Consider the following 16,108-nt stretch of genomic DNA (forward strand, 5'->3'; position numbering starts at 1 on the left):
GCTTGTTTTATTTATTGACACTATCCAATGCTTTCTGTGCGGTCTTCTGCGCTTCATCCAATGCTTCTTTTGCGGAAATACCTTCAATTTCTACTTTATCTGCTGCAATACGCAATGCATCCATTACTTTTCCTCCGGTTGGATCTTCCGGCATGATCGATGCATGTGCTGCCTGCTGCAATGGAACAAGTGCCTGTGGATGTTCATTTGTATATGCTTCAAATGCCTCTACTTCCTGTGTGGAATTGCGCACAGCAACATAACCTGTTCCCATAGACCACTTTGCCTGATTTTCCGGCGTAGTAAAGAATTTCATAAATTCATATACCCCTTGCTTTTCTTCCTCTGAAGATCCCTCCAACATTACAAGCTGTAATGCTCCTGCAACCGGCGCTGATGGATTGTCTCCCCATCCCGGCTGCTCCATTGCAGCTACAATATCAAAATCAAGGTCTGCCTGATCTCCGGAAGATCCTGTATAACCTCCTGCCTTATTTTGCAGGACATCATCAATTGTTTTATACCAGTATTCCCATCCTTGTCCGCCAGAATGGATTCTCATCGTTTTATCTTCATGGATCCACTTACGGAAGCTTTCCCATACTTCTACCCACTCTTCGGAGTTGATCAGCACTTCTGTTTTGTCCTCGCTGAAGATTTGTGCTCCATTGCTGAGCGCCGCATCGATCATATTTCCAGATCCCCACATCGGCTCCCATCCATAGAATTCCTCTCCTTTTGACATTTTCTTTGCCGCTGCCTCCAAATCCTGCCATGTCTTAATGTCTTCTGCCTGGATACCTGCTTCTTCAAAAGCAGCTTTATTGTAATACATGACTTGAGTAGTTCCATATGCAGGGAATGCAAACAACTTTCCATCATCGATTCCCTGATTGTAAAATACCTCAATATAATCTTCTTTTTCAAACGCCTTATCGTCGTCTACAAATGGCTGAATATCTGCCACCAAGTCTTTTCTAGAAAGATTTCTCGCCTTATCTACATCAAGAAGTGCCATATCCGGAGCTTTTTTTCCTGCAATTCCTGCCTGCAGTTTTTCATATGTCTCATCATAGTCTGCCTGTGTCACGCTGTTGATCTCATATTGATCCTGTGAAGCATTAAACTCTTCCACCATATCTCCAAGAACTCCAACTGCAGTCTTTCCTCCGGAATACCAAAAATCAATCTTTACTTTTCCATCCTCAGTCTTTGCTGTCTCCTCTTTTTTTGCTCCTCCACATCCTGCAAATGCAGATGCTGTCATTGTACAAATTAACCCGATTGCCATGATTTTCTTTAATTTCATATATTTTCCTATCCTTTCATTCCTGTGTCGCCGCCGATTCCATTGATAAACCACTTCTGTGTAAACATAAATAAGATTAAAAGCGGCACAACGATAATCGTGCTTCCTGCCATTACTTTCGGCCATTCAGTTCCATAAGCTCCGCCTTCGATAAAATATCTGCGAAGTCCCTGTGAGACAAGACTCATCTCCGGTGAATCCGTGATCAGCGAAGGCCACATATAATTATTGTAACTACTGATAAAACTCATCAGCCCAAATGTAATAAATGATGATTTTGTCATTGGTGTTACGATTTTCCATAAGATTTTCCATGCATTTGCTCCATCGATTTTGGCTGCTTCCACCAGACCTGCCGGAACTTGCATAAATGCCTGACGCAAAAGGAAAATCCCAAAAATGCTGACTGCATTTGATATGATCAGTCCTGTATAAGTGTTAAGTAAGTTCCAATTAGATAAAATGATATAACTTGGAACATACGTTGCTGCTGTTGGAAGCATATATGTTGCCATGATTACAGCAAACAACATCTTTCTGCCTCGAAATCTCATAAACACAATCGCATATGCGATCATTGCTCCTGTGACAACTTGAATTGCAACTGTACATACAGATACAAATAAACTGTTGCCAATATATCTTACCATTGGAGATTCAAACAAAACTTCCGAGAAATTCTGCCATTGTGCAGTCTCCGGCAGAAAAGCACTGACATCCATAATTTCCGCCTTCGTTTTTAATGCACTGATAATCATCCATACAAATGGAAATGCCGTCACAAGACTTGCCAAAAGCAGTACCGCCATTTTTAACAGATGCAGTAAACTATTTATAATCTTCCTGCCCGGCCCGAACATTACTGCCCCTTGTCTGCGGGTCTGTTGTCCCGTCTGATATCCATTTAATAGTTTCTGTCCTTCCATGCTGTTCCTTTCTAATAATGTACCCATTTTTTCGATGCCGTAAATTGCACACAGGAAAGCAGTACTGTGATCAAAATAATCACGATTGCAACTGCAGTCGCCTCTCCCATGTTAAATTCCTCAAACCCTAATTGATAATACATGTACAGCAAAGTTCTTGTACTTCCTGACGGTCCACCCTGTGTCAGAATCTGAATCTGGTCATATGCCTGAAGAGAATTGACCATCGTAATGATCATGAGGAAAAACGTAGTTGGGGAAATGCACGGAATTGTAATATCACGAAACCTCTGCCATTTCTTTGCCCCATCCAGTCCACACGCCTCATACAGATCTTTTGGCACTTTCTCCAGAGCTGATAAATAAAAGATCATTGCATAACCAAGACTCTTCCAAACTGTTACCAGTATTACGGACAGCATCGCTGTATCTGAGCTTTGAATCCACTGCAAGCCCGGTAAATGGAAAAATTTTAAGACTGTATTTGCCATTCCTACTTGAGGTTCAAAAATCCATGTCCACACAATGGAAACTGCTACGGTCGGTGTTACCCACGGAGAGAATAGAATAAATTTATAAATTCCGCTCCCTCTGAAATTTTTCTGAAGCAGCAAGGCAAGCAGCAAGCCCCCGACAATTGTCGGAATGATCGTCCCCACGCTAAATAGAATTGTATTTCCCAGTGCTTCATAGAACCGTTCATCGGTGAACAAAGATTTAAAGTTGTCAAAAAACACAAAATTGTATGTGGGACTCATATAATCCCAATCGGTAAAGCTGATAAATAAAGACCTGAATATTGGATAAATCCAGAAAACGATCAGCGGGATCAGGGCTGGTATGACAAACAACCAAACTCCTCCCATCTGTTTCAGCCTTTGCATAATGCTCTTTCGGTTCATAACTTTCTCCTTTCCGAAACGCATTATACAAGGCATTTATAAAATCTACTTTCCTGTTTTTGTAAAGAACACATTAAATATTAAGAGCATTATGAGCTGTGTCCCCGGAAGTGATAACCAGATACCATTGATTTTGAAAACATATGGTAATAGAAAAATCAAAAATGGTGCCACGACAATTGTCTCACCATAAATAAGCTGCATTGCTTTTTTCACCTGAAGTGTCGCATTCAAATAAGAAATATGGAACTTTGCCAGTCCGGTGAACAAAAATGAAACCGCACTGACTGCCATCCCGGTTCCAAAATAAGCCTGGGAGTCCATCTGCATTCCAAAAACATCCGGAATATATTTTGATACTAAAATCACGATGACAAAGAAAACAGCACCCATTCCTACAACTGCAATCGATGCGATTTTTTTCACGAAACGAAGTTCTTCCATTTTTTTCGCTCCACTGTAAAAACTCATCAATGGTTGTGTGCCATCTCCAATTCCCATGAGCATAGACTGCACTGGGAAGACAATGTAGGAAATTACCGCATAGCACGCAACTGCTGCATCTCCTCCATATTTCAGACACTGTAAATTTGTGAAAAGCAGCACGATCGACGGGGCAAGCGACAATCCAAATGCGGAAATTCCTATTTTTAGAATTTCCCCGATCATCTTATGTTGCCACACTACCTTGAGATGTACTTTCTGCCTGCCATAAATAAGATAGGAACTGATCACCAACACAACAAACTGTGCAGCAATTGTCCCAACTGCCGCTCCCCGGATTCCTATTTTTACAACAAATAATAACAGATAATTCAATACCCCATTGACTCCCATCCCGGCAGCCATGCTGACCATCGCCTGAAACGCAAGATTCCGATTCCGGAGCATTGGAATAAATCCGGTTCCCATCACCTGAAAGACTGCGCCGAAAATAATAATCTGAATATACTCTACGGCTTTCTGGTATACATCCCCTTTTGCTCCCAGCGCACTTAGAATAGCGGGATATGTAAATCCAAGCACAATAAGTAATACCATTGCTGCTGCAAACAGAAGTGTGATGGTCTGATGATACACCAATTCTCCTCTCTCTTGTTCTCCCTTCCCATTGCTATTGGAATACAGCACACTTCCCCCACTGCCAATTCCGATTCCCACTGCAGTGATCACCGCTGCAATCGGCCATGCGATATTGATGGCCGCAAGTCCTGCATCCCCAACTGCACGCCCGACAAACAAGCCATCCATCACCCCATAAAGACCGGACATCAAAAGTGAAAACACCGTTGGAATACAGTCCTGTGCGATCCTTTTTAATAAATATTTTCGATTCATTTGTTTTGCTTCCTTACCTTTTTCCTATAAATTGGTTGTTTGCACAACTTCTTCATTATAACTGATATCTTGATTTTATCAAAAAAATCTTTTTTAAATCTCTGTAAAATCTAATTTTTCATCTGACAAAACAGTGATCTACATGCCTGCATCGAACAACGAATCTTCTGTGAACAAAAAAACTGCCACAGCATAGCATCTTACTATACTGTGGCAGTTCCGCTCACTTCCAACTTTCTCAGAGTTTCTCATCCATTCGTTGGATTCTTTCTATACACAAATTAGTTTGTGATTGTGCACTCTGTTTCTTTATCAAATACATGAATCTTTTCTGCATCGAATGCAAACTTCACTGTATCACCTGTTCTTGCTGTTGTTCTTGGGTCAACTCTTGCTGTCATGCTTGCTCCAGCATAGTCAAAGTATAAGTAAACTTCAGCACCTAACATTTCATATACACGAATCTTAGATTCGATAACTGTGTTTGGAGAAGATGCAATGAACATTGGCTCATCGTGAACATCTTCCGGACGAATACCAAGTACAACTGTTTTTCCGTCATATCCGCCTTCGATTAATTTTTTCGCTTTTGCTGGTGGAAGTTCGATTGCTGCTCCTCCAACTTCAAGAGCTACTTTATTTCCATTTACTTTACATGTTGCATCTAAGAAGTTCATCTGTGGTGATCCGATGAATCCAGCAACGAATAAGTTACATGGTGTATCATATAATACCTGTGGTGTATCTACCTGCTGAACGATACCTGCACTCATAACTACGATTCTTGTACCAAGTGTCATAGCCTCTGTCTGGTCATGAGTAACGTAGATGATTGTTGTACCTAATCTCTGGTGTAATTTAGAAATCTCGATACGCATCTGTCCTCTTAATTTTGCATCAAGGTTTGATAAAGGCTCATCCATAAGGAATACTTTTGGATTACGAACGATAGCACGACCCATAGCAACACGCTGTCTTTGTCCACCAGATAATGCCTTCGGTTTACGATCTAATAAGCTTTCAAGGTCAAGAATCTTAGCAGCTTCTTTTACCATTCTGTCGATCTCATCTTTTGGAACTTTTCTTAATTTCAGACCGAATGCCATGTTATCATATACTGTCATATGTGGGTACAAAGCATAGTTCTGGAATACCATCGCAATATCTCTGTCTTTTGGCTCTACATCATTTACCACTTTGTCTCCGATTTTCAATTCACCGGATGTGATTTCTTCCAGACCTGCGATCATACGAAGTGTTGTAGATTTACCACATCCTGAAGGACCTACAAAGATGATAAATTCTTTATCTTCAATCTCAAGGTTGAAGTCTTTTACAGCTTCAAAACCATTTGGATATGTTTTGTTAATGTGTTTTAATGATAAACTTGCCATTGTTACATTTCCTCCTAAACTTTCCAATTCATATCTTATTTCGTTTTTCGATATGATTAGTATAAGTGAAAATCAAATCTTGTTCCATGCTCCACTTGCACAAACTTTTTGGGAATTAGTATACAAGTTGCTCAAAACACCTCTAAATCAGGCTGTTATATACATCTCTCTTGGAAATCCCGCGATCCTTTGCTACCTTTTTCATCGCTTCCTTCTTATCGATTCCCTGATCCATATAATATTGTACATGGTCTTCCAGTGACATCTGCTCCCACTGACTTTGTGCTTCCTTTCGTATCTCTTCTCTGCTCTTTCCTTCCACTACGAGCACGCACTCTCCCTTTGGATCCGTTTCCTCGTAATAGACGATCGCCTCTCTTAAAGTTGTCACAAATGCAGTCTCATGCTTCTTTGTCAACTCCCGGCACACCGTGATTCTTCTATTGCCAAGTACTCCCTCCAGCTCCTTTAAGGTCTTCACAAGTCTGTGTGGAGCTTCATATAAAATGATAGTTCTCGTCTCTTGTTCCAGTTCCTTTACGACTTCCTGGCGCTCTTTCTTATCACTCGGAAGAAATGCTTCAAATGCGAATCTTCTCGTGGCAAGCCCGGAAATTGTTAATGCCGTAATACATGCCGCTGCCCCCGGAAGTGATGTGACTGTGATTCCGGCTTCGTAACACATTTTTACAAGCTCTTCTCCCGGATCTGAAATTCCCGGTGTACCCGCATCTGTAATGAGTGCAATATTCTGTCCTTCCAAAAGTTTCTGTACGAGTTTCTTTCCTTTTTCAATTTTATTATATTCGTGATAGCTCGTCATCGGCGTCTTGATTTCAAAATGATTGAGCAGTTTAATACTGTTTCTCGTATCTTCTGCAGCAATCAAATCCACTTCGCCAAGTACTCTTACCGCCCGGAAAGTCATGTCTTCCAGATTTCCGATCGGTGTTGCACATAAATATAAAATACCTGCCATGGCACTTTTCCTTTCTTCTTCCTTTTTCTCAGCGAGCCTGCTGCCACTAACGTTATGTCTACTATTTCATGCTGTATCCCTGAAGCAATTCTTCTGTATAAACTCCAGGCTCTCTGTACACGATTAACGGTGGCTCTACCTTCATCCGCGGTCTCCCACCTCTTGATCCTTCAATCAGCACCATATTCGGTTCTTTATCGATATATGGGTGCACAAGCCGCATCCGCTTCGGTTCAATTCCATGCATAGACATTTTCGTAAGAATTTCCGGCAATCGGAACGGTCTGTGTACCATATAAAATCTTCCCTTAAATTTCAGAAGTTTTGCACTCTCCCTTAAAATATCATCCAGTGTACACAACACTTCATGACGGGCAATCGTCTTTGCATCAGCCTCATTCTTAAGTCCATGTTCTCCTAACATGTAAGGCGGATTTGTTGTGATCACATCAAAAGAAGCGGGAGAAAATATCGTGCCCGCCTCCTTGATATCGCCTGTCTGAATCGTTATCTTCTGCTCCAGATGATTGTGTGCCACACTTCTTTGCGCCATATCCGCACTTTCTTTCTGGATCTCCAGCCCAGTAAAATGTTCCCCTTCTGTCTTTGCTTCCAGAAGGATTGGAATGATTCCCGTTCCTGTTCCAAGATCCAGCGCGCTCTCTCCCTTTTTGACTGCAGCAAAATTAGAAAGGAGCACTGCATCCATGCCAAAGCAGAATCTTCCCGGATGCTGGATGATTTCATACCCATGAATCTGGAGATCATCTAATCTCTCTTCCTGCTTTAAATTAGTTGTCATCTAACTTCGATTCTCCTGTACCTTTCTCAAGCGCAGCCAGCTCTCTCATCTGCTCTTTCGAGAGTCTGACTTCATTTTTCTTCCTTCTTGGTTTAAATTTCAATTCAGAAACTTTATATTCTCTGATCTCTTTCTCATCGTTGTCAAGCTTCACGATCACCTTCACAAGCTGTCTTAACACGCTCAGGCTATGAACCTCCCCTTTCAGGCCTTCCACAGTCGTGACCGTATCTCCTACAGAAGGAAGGTGACTGTTTAATTCTTCATAGGTCTCCTGCTCATTTGTCAGGCAGCACATTAACCTGCCGCATACTCCGGAGATCTTTGTCGGATTCAGAGACAAATTCTGCTCTTTCGCCATCTTGATCGATACCGGTGCAAATTCTGACAAGTAGGTGTGACAACAGAGCGGTCTTCCACAGACTCCAATACCTCCGCGGATCTTTGTCTCATCTCTGACCCCGATCTGTCTTAATTCAATTCTTGTGCGGAAGACTGCTGCAAGATCTTTTACCAGTTCCCGGAAGTCAATTCTTCCATCGGCTGTAAAATAAAACAATACTTTGTTATTATCAAATGTATATTCTGCATTGATCAGCTTCATCTCCAGTCCATGTTTTCTTATCTTCTCAAGACAAATCTGAAATGCTTCTTTTTCTTTTTCTCTGTTCTTTTCTTCCGTTCGGCGGTCTTCTTCTGTCGCGATACGGATCACCGTCTTTAGCGGCTGCATGATCTGGTCATCTGGAACATCCTTCGGTCCTGTCACTACATTCCCAAACTCAATTCCTCTTGCAGTCTCTACGATCACCTGATTTCCTCTTTTGACATCAAATTTCCCCGGTGAAAAAAAATAAATCTTCCCTGCCGTGCGAAATCTTACCCCGATTACTCTTGCCATTGTTCTAGTTCTCCTTTATTGTCAGCAGTAACAGTTCCATGACAAGATCAAAGTTTACATTCGCCTTCAGACGTGCTTTCGCCTTCTCGATGCTGTCTAAGATCTTCTCAATTCCTTCATAGGAACTTTTACTTGCCCGTTCTTTGATATAATTCAGCTGGTCAGCAAATACAACGCCATCTACATCTTTTGTCGCCTTGTAGAGAAGAATATCCCTGTACCAGATCATGATAATGTCGAGATAATCTGTGATATCTAACTTATAATTATTGATCCTCTTAATTGCCTCCACAATCTCATACAGTTCCATATCATTAATATATTTTAAAAGCTGCACCGCTTCTTCCTTGATCTCATTGAAATGTTCGGAAGTCGCCAGCATGATCGCACGTCCCATATTTCCCTGTGCAAATGCAGTGCAGATATCCGCTTTATAGTCCGGAATCTCCATCTCTTCCATCAAATATTTCTTAATCAGCTTGTCTTTGATATTCCTCAGTTTTAACATGACACAACGGGAACGGATCGTCGGTAAAAGCACTTCTGCATTTTCTGTCAGAAGAAAGATCACTGCATAAGACGGCGGCTCTTCTATTGTTTTTAAAAGAGCATTCTGTGCCTGCACAGTCATTTTATCCGCCTCCGGAATAATATAAATCTTATATTTACTACTGTACGGCTTAATCAAAATGTCGTTGTTCACCTGTGTGCGGATATCATCGACACTGATCGAATTCGGCTTTTCATGTGTCACCTTGATAATATCTGGCTGATTATTTCCATCCGCCTGCTTACAGGAACGACATTCTCCACAAGGTTCTACTCCCTCTCCCTCGCACTGAAGTGTCCTTGCAAATAAGTCTGCAAGCATCTTCTTTCCGGAGCCTTTCTGTCCGTTCATAATATATGCATGGGAAACTTTGTCCATCTTCACCGCATTCTGAATATACTCAATAATCTCATTATGTCCAATTACATCTTTAAATCCGCCCATGATCATCACGTCCTTTGTGTGTAAATTGTTAGTTGAAAGCATTAGATACTGCCAGTTTCTTTGTTGTTATTATAGCATAGATTTTTCTGAATATATAGCATAATTTCATTTGTACATTTTCCCATATCCAGATTTTCAAAACGCTGCACAATTCCAAGCCGTTCTAAATTTTCTTCCGAAAAATCCTTCTCATCTGCAAGAAACCGTCTGCAAAGTTCTGCATATTTTGGTTCTTTCTGCGTGCGTTCCCTCTCAAGCGCTCTCTCTAATCGAACTCCATCGTCTACCTGTATATAAATTGGAATTACATTTTCCTTTCCAAAATAATTCTGCATTTTTTCAAAAGACTCCAGTGTCCCGATTGCCACACAACTTTCATTTCCTGAAAATTGCCCGTCATCTGCCGTGAAATAGTACCAGATGCCGTGTACCGTATTGTATGCCCGAAGTTCGATGATCTTTCCCTCTCTTTCAAGTTCTCGCATCCTCTCCTCCGTTACAAAATGATACGCAACACCGTCTTCTTCTCCTTCCCGGATCGGGCGCGTCGTATAGATTACCACCGTCCGCAGATCCGTCAGAAGCTTTTGTATTTTCTGAAAAATAGTATCTTTTCCTGCTGCACTTTTGCCCATAAAATAAAAAATCTTACTCATCGCTGCACACCTTTATTCTTCCTTCCTCTGTCAACCCTTCGATTGAAAATCCCCTTTTTCTATATTGTTCAAGATAGGAAATAACTTCCCAAGTCACCTCTTCGCCGGGCACGATCAATGGGATTCCCGGCGGATACAGATACGCATATTCCATAGAAATCAACCCGACACTGTCTTCCCATGCTATGCTGATTCCATTTTTTCTTTCAACTGCTTCCGAACTTTTCAAACACAATCTGGTTCGTGGAAGACTACCGAAACAATGCTTCTCTTTTGATTCCTTACATGCTGCATCAATTTCCTCTAATGCACTTACAAACCGTTCCAATCCTTCCCGTGTATCTCCAACCGAAGTCATGGCAAGAATATAGTTCCCCGCTGTCATCTCCATCTCCAGGTGATATTTTTCTCTCAGTATCTTTGAAAGCTCTCTGCTTGACAATGTACTGTTCTGAACAGAGATTACCAGTTTCGACCGGTCATACTGTTCTGTCTCGATTAATTTCAGGTGACATAGTCTTCCCAGTCTCTCTCTGACTTTTTCCAGCGCCTGCACATACGTTTCAAATTCCCGTTCCCCGCTTTGCTCCAGAAATTCCATGCACACATCAATACTCGCCATCAAAATGTAGGAAGGACTGCTGGACTGCAATATATGAAGGTAACGCTCGATCTTCTTCCGGTCTGCGATCGGACCATTTAGATGAAGCAGCGCTGTCTGTGTCAGAGCAGGTAAGGTCTTATGTACACTGTGGATAACAACATCTGCCCCTTTTCTGTTTGCATTTTCCGGGAAATACGGATGAAATCCAAAATGTGCCCCATGCGCTTCATCCACGATTAACGGAATGCTGTATTGATGTACGATCTCAGCAATCTTCTCAACATCTGAAACCACACCGTCATATGTTGGAGAGACAATCATGACTGCTCTGATCTCTGGTTCCCTCTCCAACAAAGTTTTTACTTCTTCTGCGGAAATTTCTCCACTCATTCCCGATTCCACATGCGACGGATAAATGTACATCGGTTCCAGTTCATTTAGATCTATCGCATGATAAACAGACTTATGACAGTTTCTTGCTACAAGAATCTTGTCCCCTCTGTTTGTGGAACCAAGAATCGCACTCAGAATGCCAACCGTGCTTCCATTTACAAGAAAATGGGTGGTCTCTGCTTTGTAAAGCCTGGCTGCCCGCGCTTCCGCCTCCCTGATAATCCCATCTGCATGGTGAAGATCATCAAATCCGTCAATTTCCGTAATATCCAATTCATAAGGAATCCGATTTGGAATCAGCTGCCGGTTTCTCTTATGTCCAGGCATATGCATCCCGTAAAAATCACTATTTCCATACGTTTCTAATCTATCATAAAGTGTCTTCATATTTTCTATTCTATACTTTCTATCTTCTAGTTCCTGAAACTGCATCTTTTTCAGACTGCATTTCTTTCTCATTGTATCAAAGTGTTCATCTTTAAGCAAGATTTCCCACATTCCATTTCCGTTTCCAAAAATAGCTTTCTACAGAAGAAAACTCCAGTGGATCTATGTACGCGACATCATCCACTGGAGTTTTTATTTCACTCACTTTTCTATTTACTTTTTCAACAATTTTTTACATTTTGTCTGTAATCTCGCTGTGTAATTCCTGAATAGATTTTACTTCTCCGCAGCCCGGTTTTTTCATTGACTGAATACCGCTTACAGTTGCTTTTGCAGCTGCCATTGTTGTGATATATGGAACTTTTTTCTTAATTGCAGCTTTTCTTAAATAGCTGTCATCTACATTCTCGCTCTTTCCGATTGGTGTATTGACAATCAGATCGATCTTTCCATTCATGATTAAATCAAGAATGTTTGGACGACCTTCCTGCATTTTATTTACAAGTTCCGCCTCAATTCCTTCCTGCTGAAGTAATTTGTAAGTATTCTTAGAAGCAAGAATTTTAAATCCTGTCTCTGCAAACTGTCTTGCCACATCAGCAACTTCTGCTTTATCTCTGTCATTGACTGTGATCAGAACTGTTCCTTCCATCGGGATTTTCAGCTGTGTAGCTTCCTGTGCTTTATAATATGCTTCCCCGTAGAATCTTGAAAGTCCTAAAACCTCACCTGTTGAACGCATTTCTGGTCCTAATACAGGGTCTACTTCCTGGAACATGTTAAATGGGAATACAGCTTCTTTTACTCCATAGTAAGGAATATCCTGTTCTTTCAATGACGGAACCGGTGACGGTCTTCCTGTCAGTTCAGATGTCACAATGTCGATCGCAAGCGGTACCATTCTGATGTTACATACTTTTGATACAAGCGGTACTGTTCTGGATGCTCTCGGATTTGCCTCTAATACATATACTTTTCCGTTCTCGATCGCATACTGCATGTTCATAAGTCCTTTCACATGCATTTCTTCTGCGATTTTTCTAGTGTATTCTTTGATTGTCTTTACATTCTCTTCTGAAATATATTTAGAAGGAATGATACATGCAGAGTCTCCTGAATGTACACCTGCAAGCTCAATGTGTTCCATAACTGCCGGAACAAATGCATGTGTTCCATCGCTGATTGCATCTGCTTCACATTCTGTTGCATGTCCTAAGAAGCGGTCGATCAAGATTGGTCTGTCCGGTGTTACTCCTACTGCAGCTTTCATGTATCCAACCATGCTCTCTGCATCATGAACAACTTCCATTCCTCTTCCTCCAAGTACATAAGAAGGACGTACCATTACCGGATATCCGATTTTTTCAGCGATCTCTAACGCTTCTTCTACATTGACTGCCATTCCTGACTCCGGCATTGGAATTTCCAGTTTTTCCATCATTGCACGGAATAAATCTCTATCTTCTGCAAGATCAATTACAGATGGAGCTGTACCAAGAATTTTTACTCCATTCTTTTCCAGATCTGCTGCAAGGTTCAGTGGTGTCTGACCTCCGAACTGTGCGATCACTCCTACCGGTTTTTCTTTTTCATAAATGCTTAAAACATCTTCCAGTGTCAATGGTTCAAAGTACAGTTTGTCAGATGTATCATAATCTGTAGAAACAGTCTCTGGATTACAGTTTACAATAATAGTTTCAAATCCAAGCTGTTTTAATGCCAGTGAAGCATGTACACAGCAATAATCGAATTCAATTCCCTGTCCGATTCTGTTTGGACCGCCACCGAGAATCATAATTTTCTGCTTCTCAGTGCTGATTGGATTCTTGTCTTCTCCATTATATGTTGAGTAGTAGTATGCGCTGTCTTCTGTTCCGCTTACATGAACACCTTCCCATTTTTCTTCCACTCCGATTGCAAGACGTCTTCCTCTTACTTCGTCTTCATTGATTTCCAAAATCTGGCTGAGGTATTTATCTGAGAATCCGTCTTTCTTTGCCTGAGTAAGTGCTTCGTCTGATGGAAGTGTTCCTTTGTGCTGCAGAAGTGCTTCTTCCTCTTCCACAAGTTCTTTCATCTGCTCAATGAAATATTTCTTCACTTTTGTGATCTCATGAATTTCATCAACAGTAGCACCTTTTCTCAGTGCCTCATACATAATAAAATGTCTTTCACTTGTAGGTGTGATCAGCATTTTTAATAATTCTTCTTTTGATTTCTGATCAAAATCTTTTGCATGTCCAAGTCCATAGCGACCTGTCTCCAAGCTTCGGATTGCTTTCTGGAATGCTTCTTTGTATGTCTTACCGATGCTCATTACTTCACCGACTGCACGCATCTGTGTTCCTAATTTATCTTCTACACCTTTGAATTTTTCAAAAGCCCAACGTGCAAATTTAATTACAACATAATCCCCGTCTGGAACATACTTATCTAATGTTCCATATTTTCCACAAGGAATATCTTCTAATGTCATACCTGTAGCAAGCATTGCAGAAACAAGCGCGATCGGGAATCCGGTTGCTTTAGAAGCAAGTGCAGAAGAACGAGATGTTCTCGGATTGATCTCAATTACGATATCACGATCTGTCTTTGGATCATGTGCCCACTGTACATTAGTTCCACCAATTACCTGGATTGCCTCAACAATCTTATAAGACTTCTCCTGTAAACGTTTCTGTACATTTTCCGGAATAGTAAGCATTGGTGCTGCACAGAAGGAATCTCCGGTATGTACTCCAAGCGGATCAATATTCTCAATGAAACATACTGTGATCATATTATTGTTTGCATCACGGACAACTTCTAATTCTAACTCTTCCCATCCAAGAATGGATTCTTCTACAAGAACTTGTCCTACAAGGCTGGCTTGCAGACCACGAGCGCAGACTGTCTTCAGTTCTTCTACATTATATACAAGACCTCCGCCTGCTCCACCCATCGTATATGCCGGACGAAGAACAACCGGGTAACCTAATTTATCTGCGATTGCAAGCGCTTCATCAACAGAATATGCAACTTCACTTCTTGCCATCTCAATTCCAAGGCTGTCCATAGTTTTCTTAAATTCGATTCTATCTTCACCACGTTCAATGGCATCTACCTGAACTCCGATAACTTCGACATTGTATTTTTCTAAAACTCCTGCCTGTGCCAATTCTGAGCATAAATTAAGACCTGACTGCCCTCCAAGGTTTGGTAATAAAGCATCTGGTCTTTCCTTTTTAATAATTTGTTCGATTCTATCCACATTTAGTGGTTCAATATAAGTAACGTCAGCAACATCCGGATCTGTCATAATCGTAGCCGGATTAGAATTCACTAATACAATTTCATACCCAAGGTTTCTAAGTGCTTTACAAGCCTGTGTTCCTGAATAGTCAAATTCACACGCCTGTCCAATGATAATAGGGCCTGATCCAATAATAAGTACCTTATGAATATCTTTTCTCTGTGACATATTAAATTCCTCCTGTTCTCAACGCATTTTAAACTATTATACATAGCTAAACTGAAGTTTGCAAGAGAAATTTTTATTTTGTTTCATTTTGCCCTATTTCCTTACAAAATGTATCTTTTTTTTGTGAGATAATAAAAAAAACAACCACCAAAGTGATTGTCCTAAGTGAAGCATCGGGGATTCGAACCCCGGACAACTTGATTAAAAGTCAAGTGCTCTACCGACTGAGCTAATGCTCCATATTCTGTTTTTTGTCGCTTTATATCTGACAGTGCCCAGAGCCGGAATCGAACCAGCGACACGAGGATTTTCAGTCCTCTGCTCTACCGACTGAGCTATCTGGGCTGATTTTACGCACCAGACATGCATAAAAAATTGCGGGGGCAGGATTTGAACCTACGACCTTCGGGTTATGAGCCCGACGAGCTTCCAGACTGCTCCACCCCGCGATATTATGAAATTAAAATCAGCTATTATTTTAAATAGCTAATGGATGGAGAAGGATTCGAACCTTCGAAGGCGTTGCCAACAGATTTACAGTCTGCCCCCTTTGGCCACTCGGGAATCCATCCATAAGTTAAAATGCTAAGATTAGCTTTTAACAAAGCCGACAATCGGACTTGAACCGATAACCTGCTGATTACAAATCAGCTGCTCTGCCAATTGAGCCATGTCGGCATATTCAATTAATGTCGGCATGTAAATCTTACGCCTTTTATTAGAATTATGGGACCAATAGGGCTCGAACCTATGACCCTCTGCTTGTAAGGCAGATGCTCTCCCAGCTGAGCTATGATCCCATATACTATAAATGTATCTAATCGATACAAGCGACCCGGAAGGGACTCGAACCCTCGACCTCCGCCGTGACAGGGCGGCGCTCTAACCAACTGAGCCACCGGGCCATTCTATTTGGTGTACCTTCAAAATCACATACAGTCAACTACTTTTCTAAGCTTTTCTCTCTCCATCCATTCTCCTATCACCACTTGGTTATGCCCTCGACCGATTAGTAACAGTCAGCTCCATACATTACTGCACTTCCACCTCTGTCCTATCTACC

Annotated in this window: 12 protein-coding genes and 7 tRNA genes; all 19 read right to left on the reverse strand. The window is 41.3% G+C overall.

Features of this window, described 5'->3' with window-relative positions:
* Window positions 1-7: 7 nt before the first annotated feature.
* The 19 genes from EDD74_RS03680 to EDD74_RS03770 all read right to left on the reverse strand — a co-directional run bounded on the left by EDD74_RS03680 (window position 8) and on the right by EDD74_RS03770 (window position 15,950).
* Window positions 8-1,309 carry an ABC transporter substrate-binding protein gene (locus EDD74_RS03680; RefSeq protein WP_009263811.1) on the reverse strand — a complete coding sequence of 434 codons (1,302 nt, stop codon included), beginning with the start codon at window positions 1,307-1,309 and terminating at the stop codon, window positions 8-10.
* Window positions 1,310-1,317: 8 nt separating this feature from the next.
* Entirely contained in the window at window positions 1,318-2,235 is a 918-nt protein-coding gene (locus EDD74_RS03685; protein WP_009263812.1) for a carbohydrate ABC transporter permease, read from the reverse strand.
* Between the two features lie 11 nt (window positions 2,236-2,246).
* A complete protein-coding gene (locus tag EDD74_RS03690; protein ID WP_008977649.1) occupies window positions 2,247-3,137 on the reverse strand; it encodes a carbohydrate ABC transporter permease in 891 nt (296 codons plus the stop codon).
* Window positions 3,138-3,182: 45 nt separating this feature from the next.
* Window positions 3,183-4,475 (reverse strand): MATE family efflux transporter, encoded by a 1,293-nt coding sequence (locus EDD74_RS03695; protein ID WP_116440941.1) that lies wholly within the window; start codon window positions 4,473-4,475, stop codon window positions 3,183-3,185.
* A gap of 281 nt (window positions 4,476-4,756) precedes the next feature.
* Window positions 4,757-5,869, reverse strand: coding sequence for an ABC transporter ATP-binding protein (locus EDD74_RS03700; RefSeq protein WP_008977652.1), 1,113 nt, complete (start codon window positions 5,867-5,869; stop codon window positions 4,757-4,759).
* A 142-nt stretch (window positions 5,870-6,011) separates the two neighbouring features.
* Window positions 6,012-6,848, reverse strand: a complete 837-nt coding sequence (gene rsmI, locus EDD74_RS03705; RefSeq protein WP_016439939.1) for a 16S rRNA (cytidine(1402)-2'-O)-methyltransferase — start codon at window positions 6,846-6,848, stop codon at window positions 6,012-6,014.
* Between the two features lie 61 nt (window positions 6,849-6,909).
* Entirely contained in the window at window positions 6,910-7,650 is a 741-nt protein-coding gene (locus EDD74_RS03710) for a tRNA1(Val) (adenine(37)-N6)-methyltransferase (protein WP_008977654.1), read from the reverse strand.
* Entirely contained in the window at window positions 7,640-8,551 is a 912-nt protein-coding gene (locus EDD74_RS03715; protein WP_008977655.1) for a PSP1 domain-containing protein, read from the reverse strand. The genes EDD74_RS03710 and EDD74_RS03715 overlap by 11 nt, the downstream gene beginning before the upstream one ends.
* Window positions 8,552-8,555: 4 nt before the next feature.
* Window positions 8,556-9,545: a DNA polymerase III subunit delta' gene (gene holB / locus EDD74_RS03720; RefSeq protein WP_008977656.1), complete on the reverse strand. Its 990-nt coding sequence runs from the start codon at window positions 9,543-9,545 to the stop codon at window positions 8,556-8,558.
* A gap of 41 nt (window positions 9,546-9,586) precedes the next feature.
* A complete protein-coding gene (locus EDD74_RS03725; RefSeq protein ID WP_039861787.1) occupies window positions 9,587-10,201 on the reverse strand; it encodes a nucleoside/nucleotide kinase family protein in 615 nt (204 codons plus the stop codon).
* A complete protein-coding gene (locus EDD74_RS03730) occupies window positions 10,194-11,585 on the reverse strand; it encodes an aminotransferase class I/II-fold pyridoxal phosphate-dependent enzyme (RefSeq protein ID WP_465220290.1) in 1,392 nt (463 codons plus the stop codon). Before EDD74_RS03730 ends, EDD74_RS03725 begins: the two co-directional genes overlap by 8 nt.
* A 232-nt stretch (window positions 11,586-11,817) precedes the next feature.
* Window positions 11,818-15,045 (reverse strand): carbamoyl-phosphate synthase large subunit, encoded by a 3,228-nt coding sequence (gene carB, locus EDD74_RS03735; RefSeq protein WP_116440943.1) that lies wholly within the window; start codon window positions 15,043-15,045, stop codon window positions 11,818-11,820.
* A 166-nt stretch (window positions 15,046-15,211) separates the two neighbouring features.
* Window positions 15,212-15,284 (reverse strand) — tRNA-Lys (locus EDD74_RS03740).
* Window positions 15,285-15,317: 33 nt separating this feature from the next.
* A tRNA-Phe gene (locus EDD74_RS03745) sits at window positions 15,318-15,390 on the reverse strand.
* A 30-nt stretch (window positions 15,391-15,420) separates the two neighbouring features.
* Window positions 15,421-15,494, reverse strand: a tRNA-Met gene (locus EDD74_RS03750).
* Between the two features lie 41 nt (window positions 15,495-15,535).
* Window positions 15,536-15,617: transfer RNA gene (locus tag EDD74_RS03755), tRNA-Tyr, on the reverse strand.
* 33 nt (window positions 15,618-15,650) lie between these two features.
* Window positions 15,651-15,723 (reverse strand) — tRNA-Thr (locus EDD74_RS03760).
* Between the two features lie 49 nt (window positions 15,724-15,772).
* A tRNA-Val gene (locus tag EDD74_RS03765) sits at window positions 15,773-15,845 on the reverse strand.
* Between the two features lie 31 nt (window positions 15,846-15,876).
* Window positions 15,877-15,950: transfer RNA gene (locus tag EDD74_RS03770), tRNA-Asp, on the reverse strand.
* Between the last annotated feature and the right edge of the window lie 158 nt (window positions 15,951-16,108).

The sequence above is a fragment of the Faecalimonas umbilicata genome (assembly GCF_004346095.1).
In the GTDB taxonomy this organism is placed as follows: Bacteria; Bacillota; Clostridia; order Lachnospirales; family Lachnospiraceae; genus Faecalimonas; species Faecalimonas umbilicata.

Coding starts and splice junctions, on each gene's coding strand:
- EDD74_RS03680 (WP_009263811.1), bottom strand. CDS start 1,309: ATGAAATTAAAGAAAATCATGGCAATCGGGTTAATTTGTACAATGACA.
- EDD74_RS03685 (WP_009263812.1), bottom strand. CDS start 2,235: ATGGAAGGACAGAAACTATTAAATGGATATCAGACGGGACAACAGACC.
- EDD74_RS03690 (WP_008977649.1), bottom strand. CDS start 3,137: ATGAACCGAAAGAGCATTATGCAAAGGCTGAAACAGATGGGAGGAGTT.
- EDD74_RS03695 (WP_116440941.1), bottom strand. CDS start 4,475: ATGAATCGAAAATATTTATTAAAAAGGATCGCACAGGACTGTATTCCA.
- EDD74_RS03700 (WP_008977652.1), bottom strand. CDS start 5,869: ATGGCAAGTTTATCATTAAAACACATTAACAAAACATATCCAAATGGT.
- rsmI (WP_016439939.1), bottom strand. CDS start 6,848: ATGGCAGGTATTTTATATTTATGTGCAACACCGATCGGAAATCTGGAA.
- EDD74_RS03710 (WP_008977654.1), bottom strand. CDS start 7,650: ATGACAACTAATTTAAAGCAGGAAGAGAGATTAGATGATCTCCAGATT.
- EDD74_RS03715 (WP_008977655.1), bottom strand. CDS start 8,551: ATGGCAAGAGTAATCGGGGTAAGATTTCGCACGGCAGGGAAGATTTAT.
- holB (WP_008977656.1), bottom strand. CDS start 9,545: ATGGGCGGATTTAAAGATGTAATTGGACATAATGAGATTATTGAGTAT.
- EDD74_RS03725 (WP_039861787.1), bottom strand. CDS start 10,201: ATGAGTAAGATTTTTTATTTTATGGGCAAAAGTGCAGCAGGAAAAGAT.
- EDD74_RS03730 (WP_465220290.1), bottom strand. CDS start 11,585: ATGAAGACACTTTATGATAGATTAGAAACGTATGGAAATAGTGATTTT.
- carB (WP_116440943.1), bottom strand. CDS start 15,045: ATGTCACAGAGAAAAGATATTCATAAGGTACTTATTATTGGATCAGGC.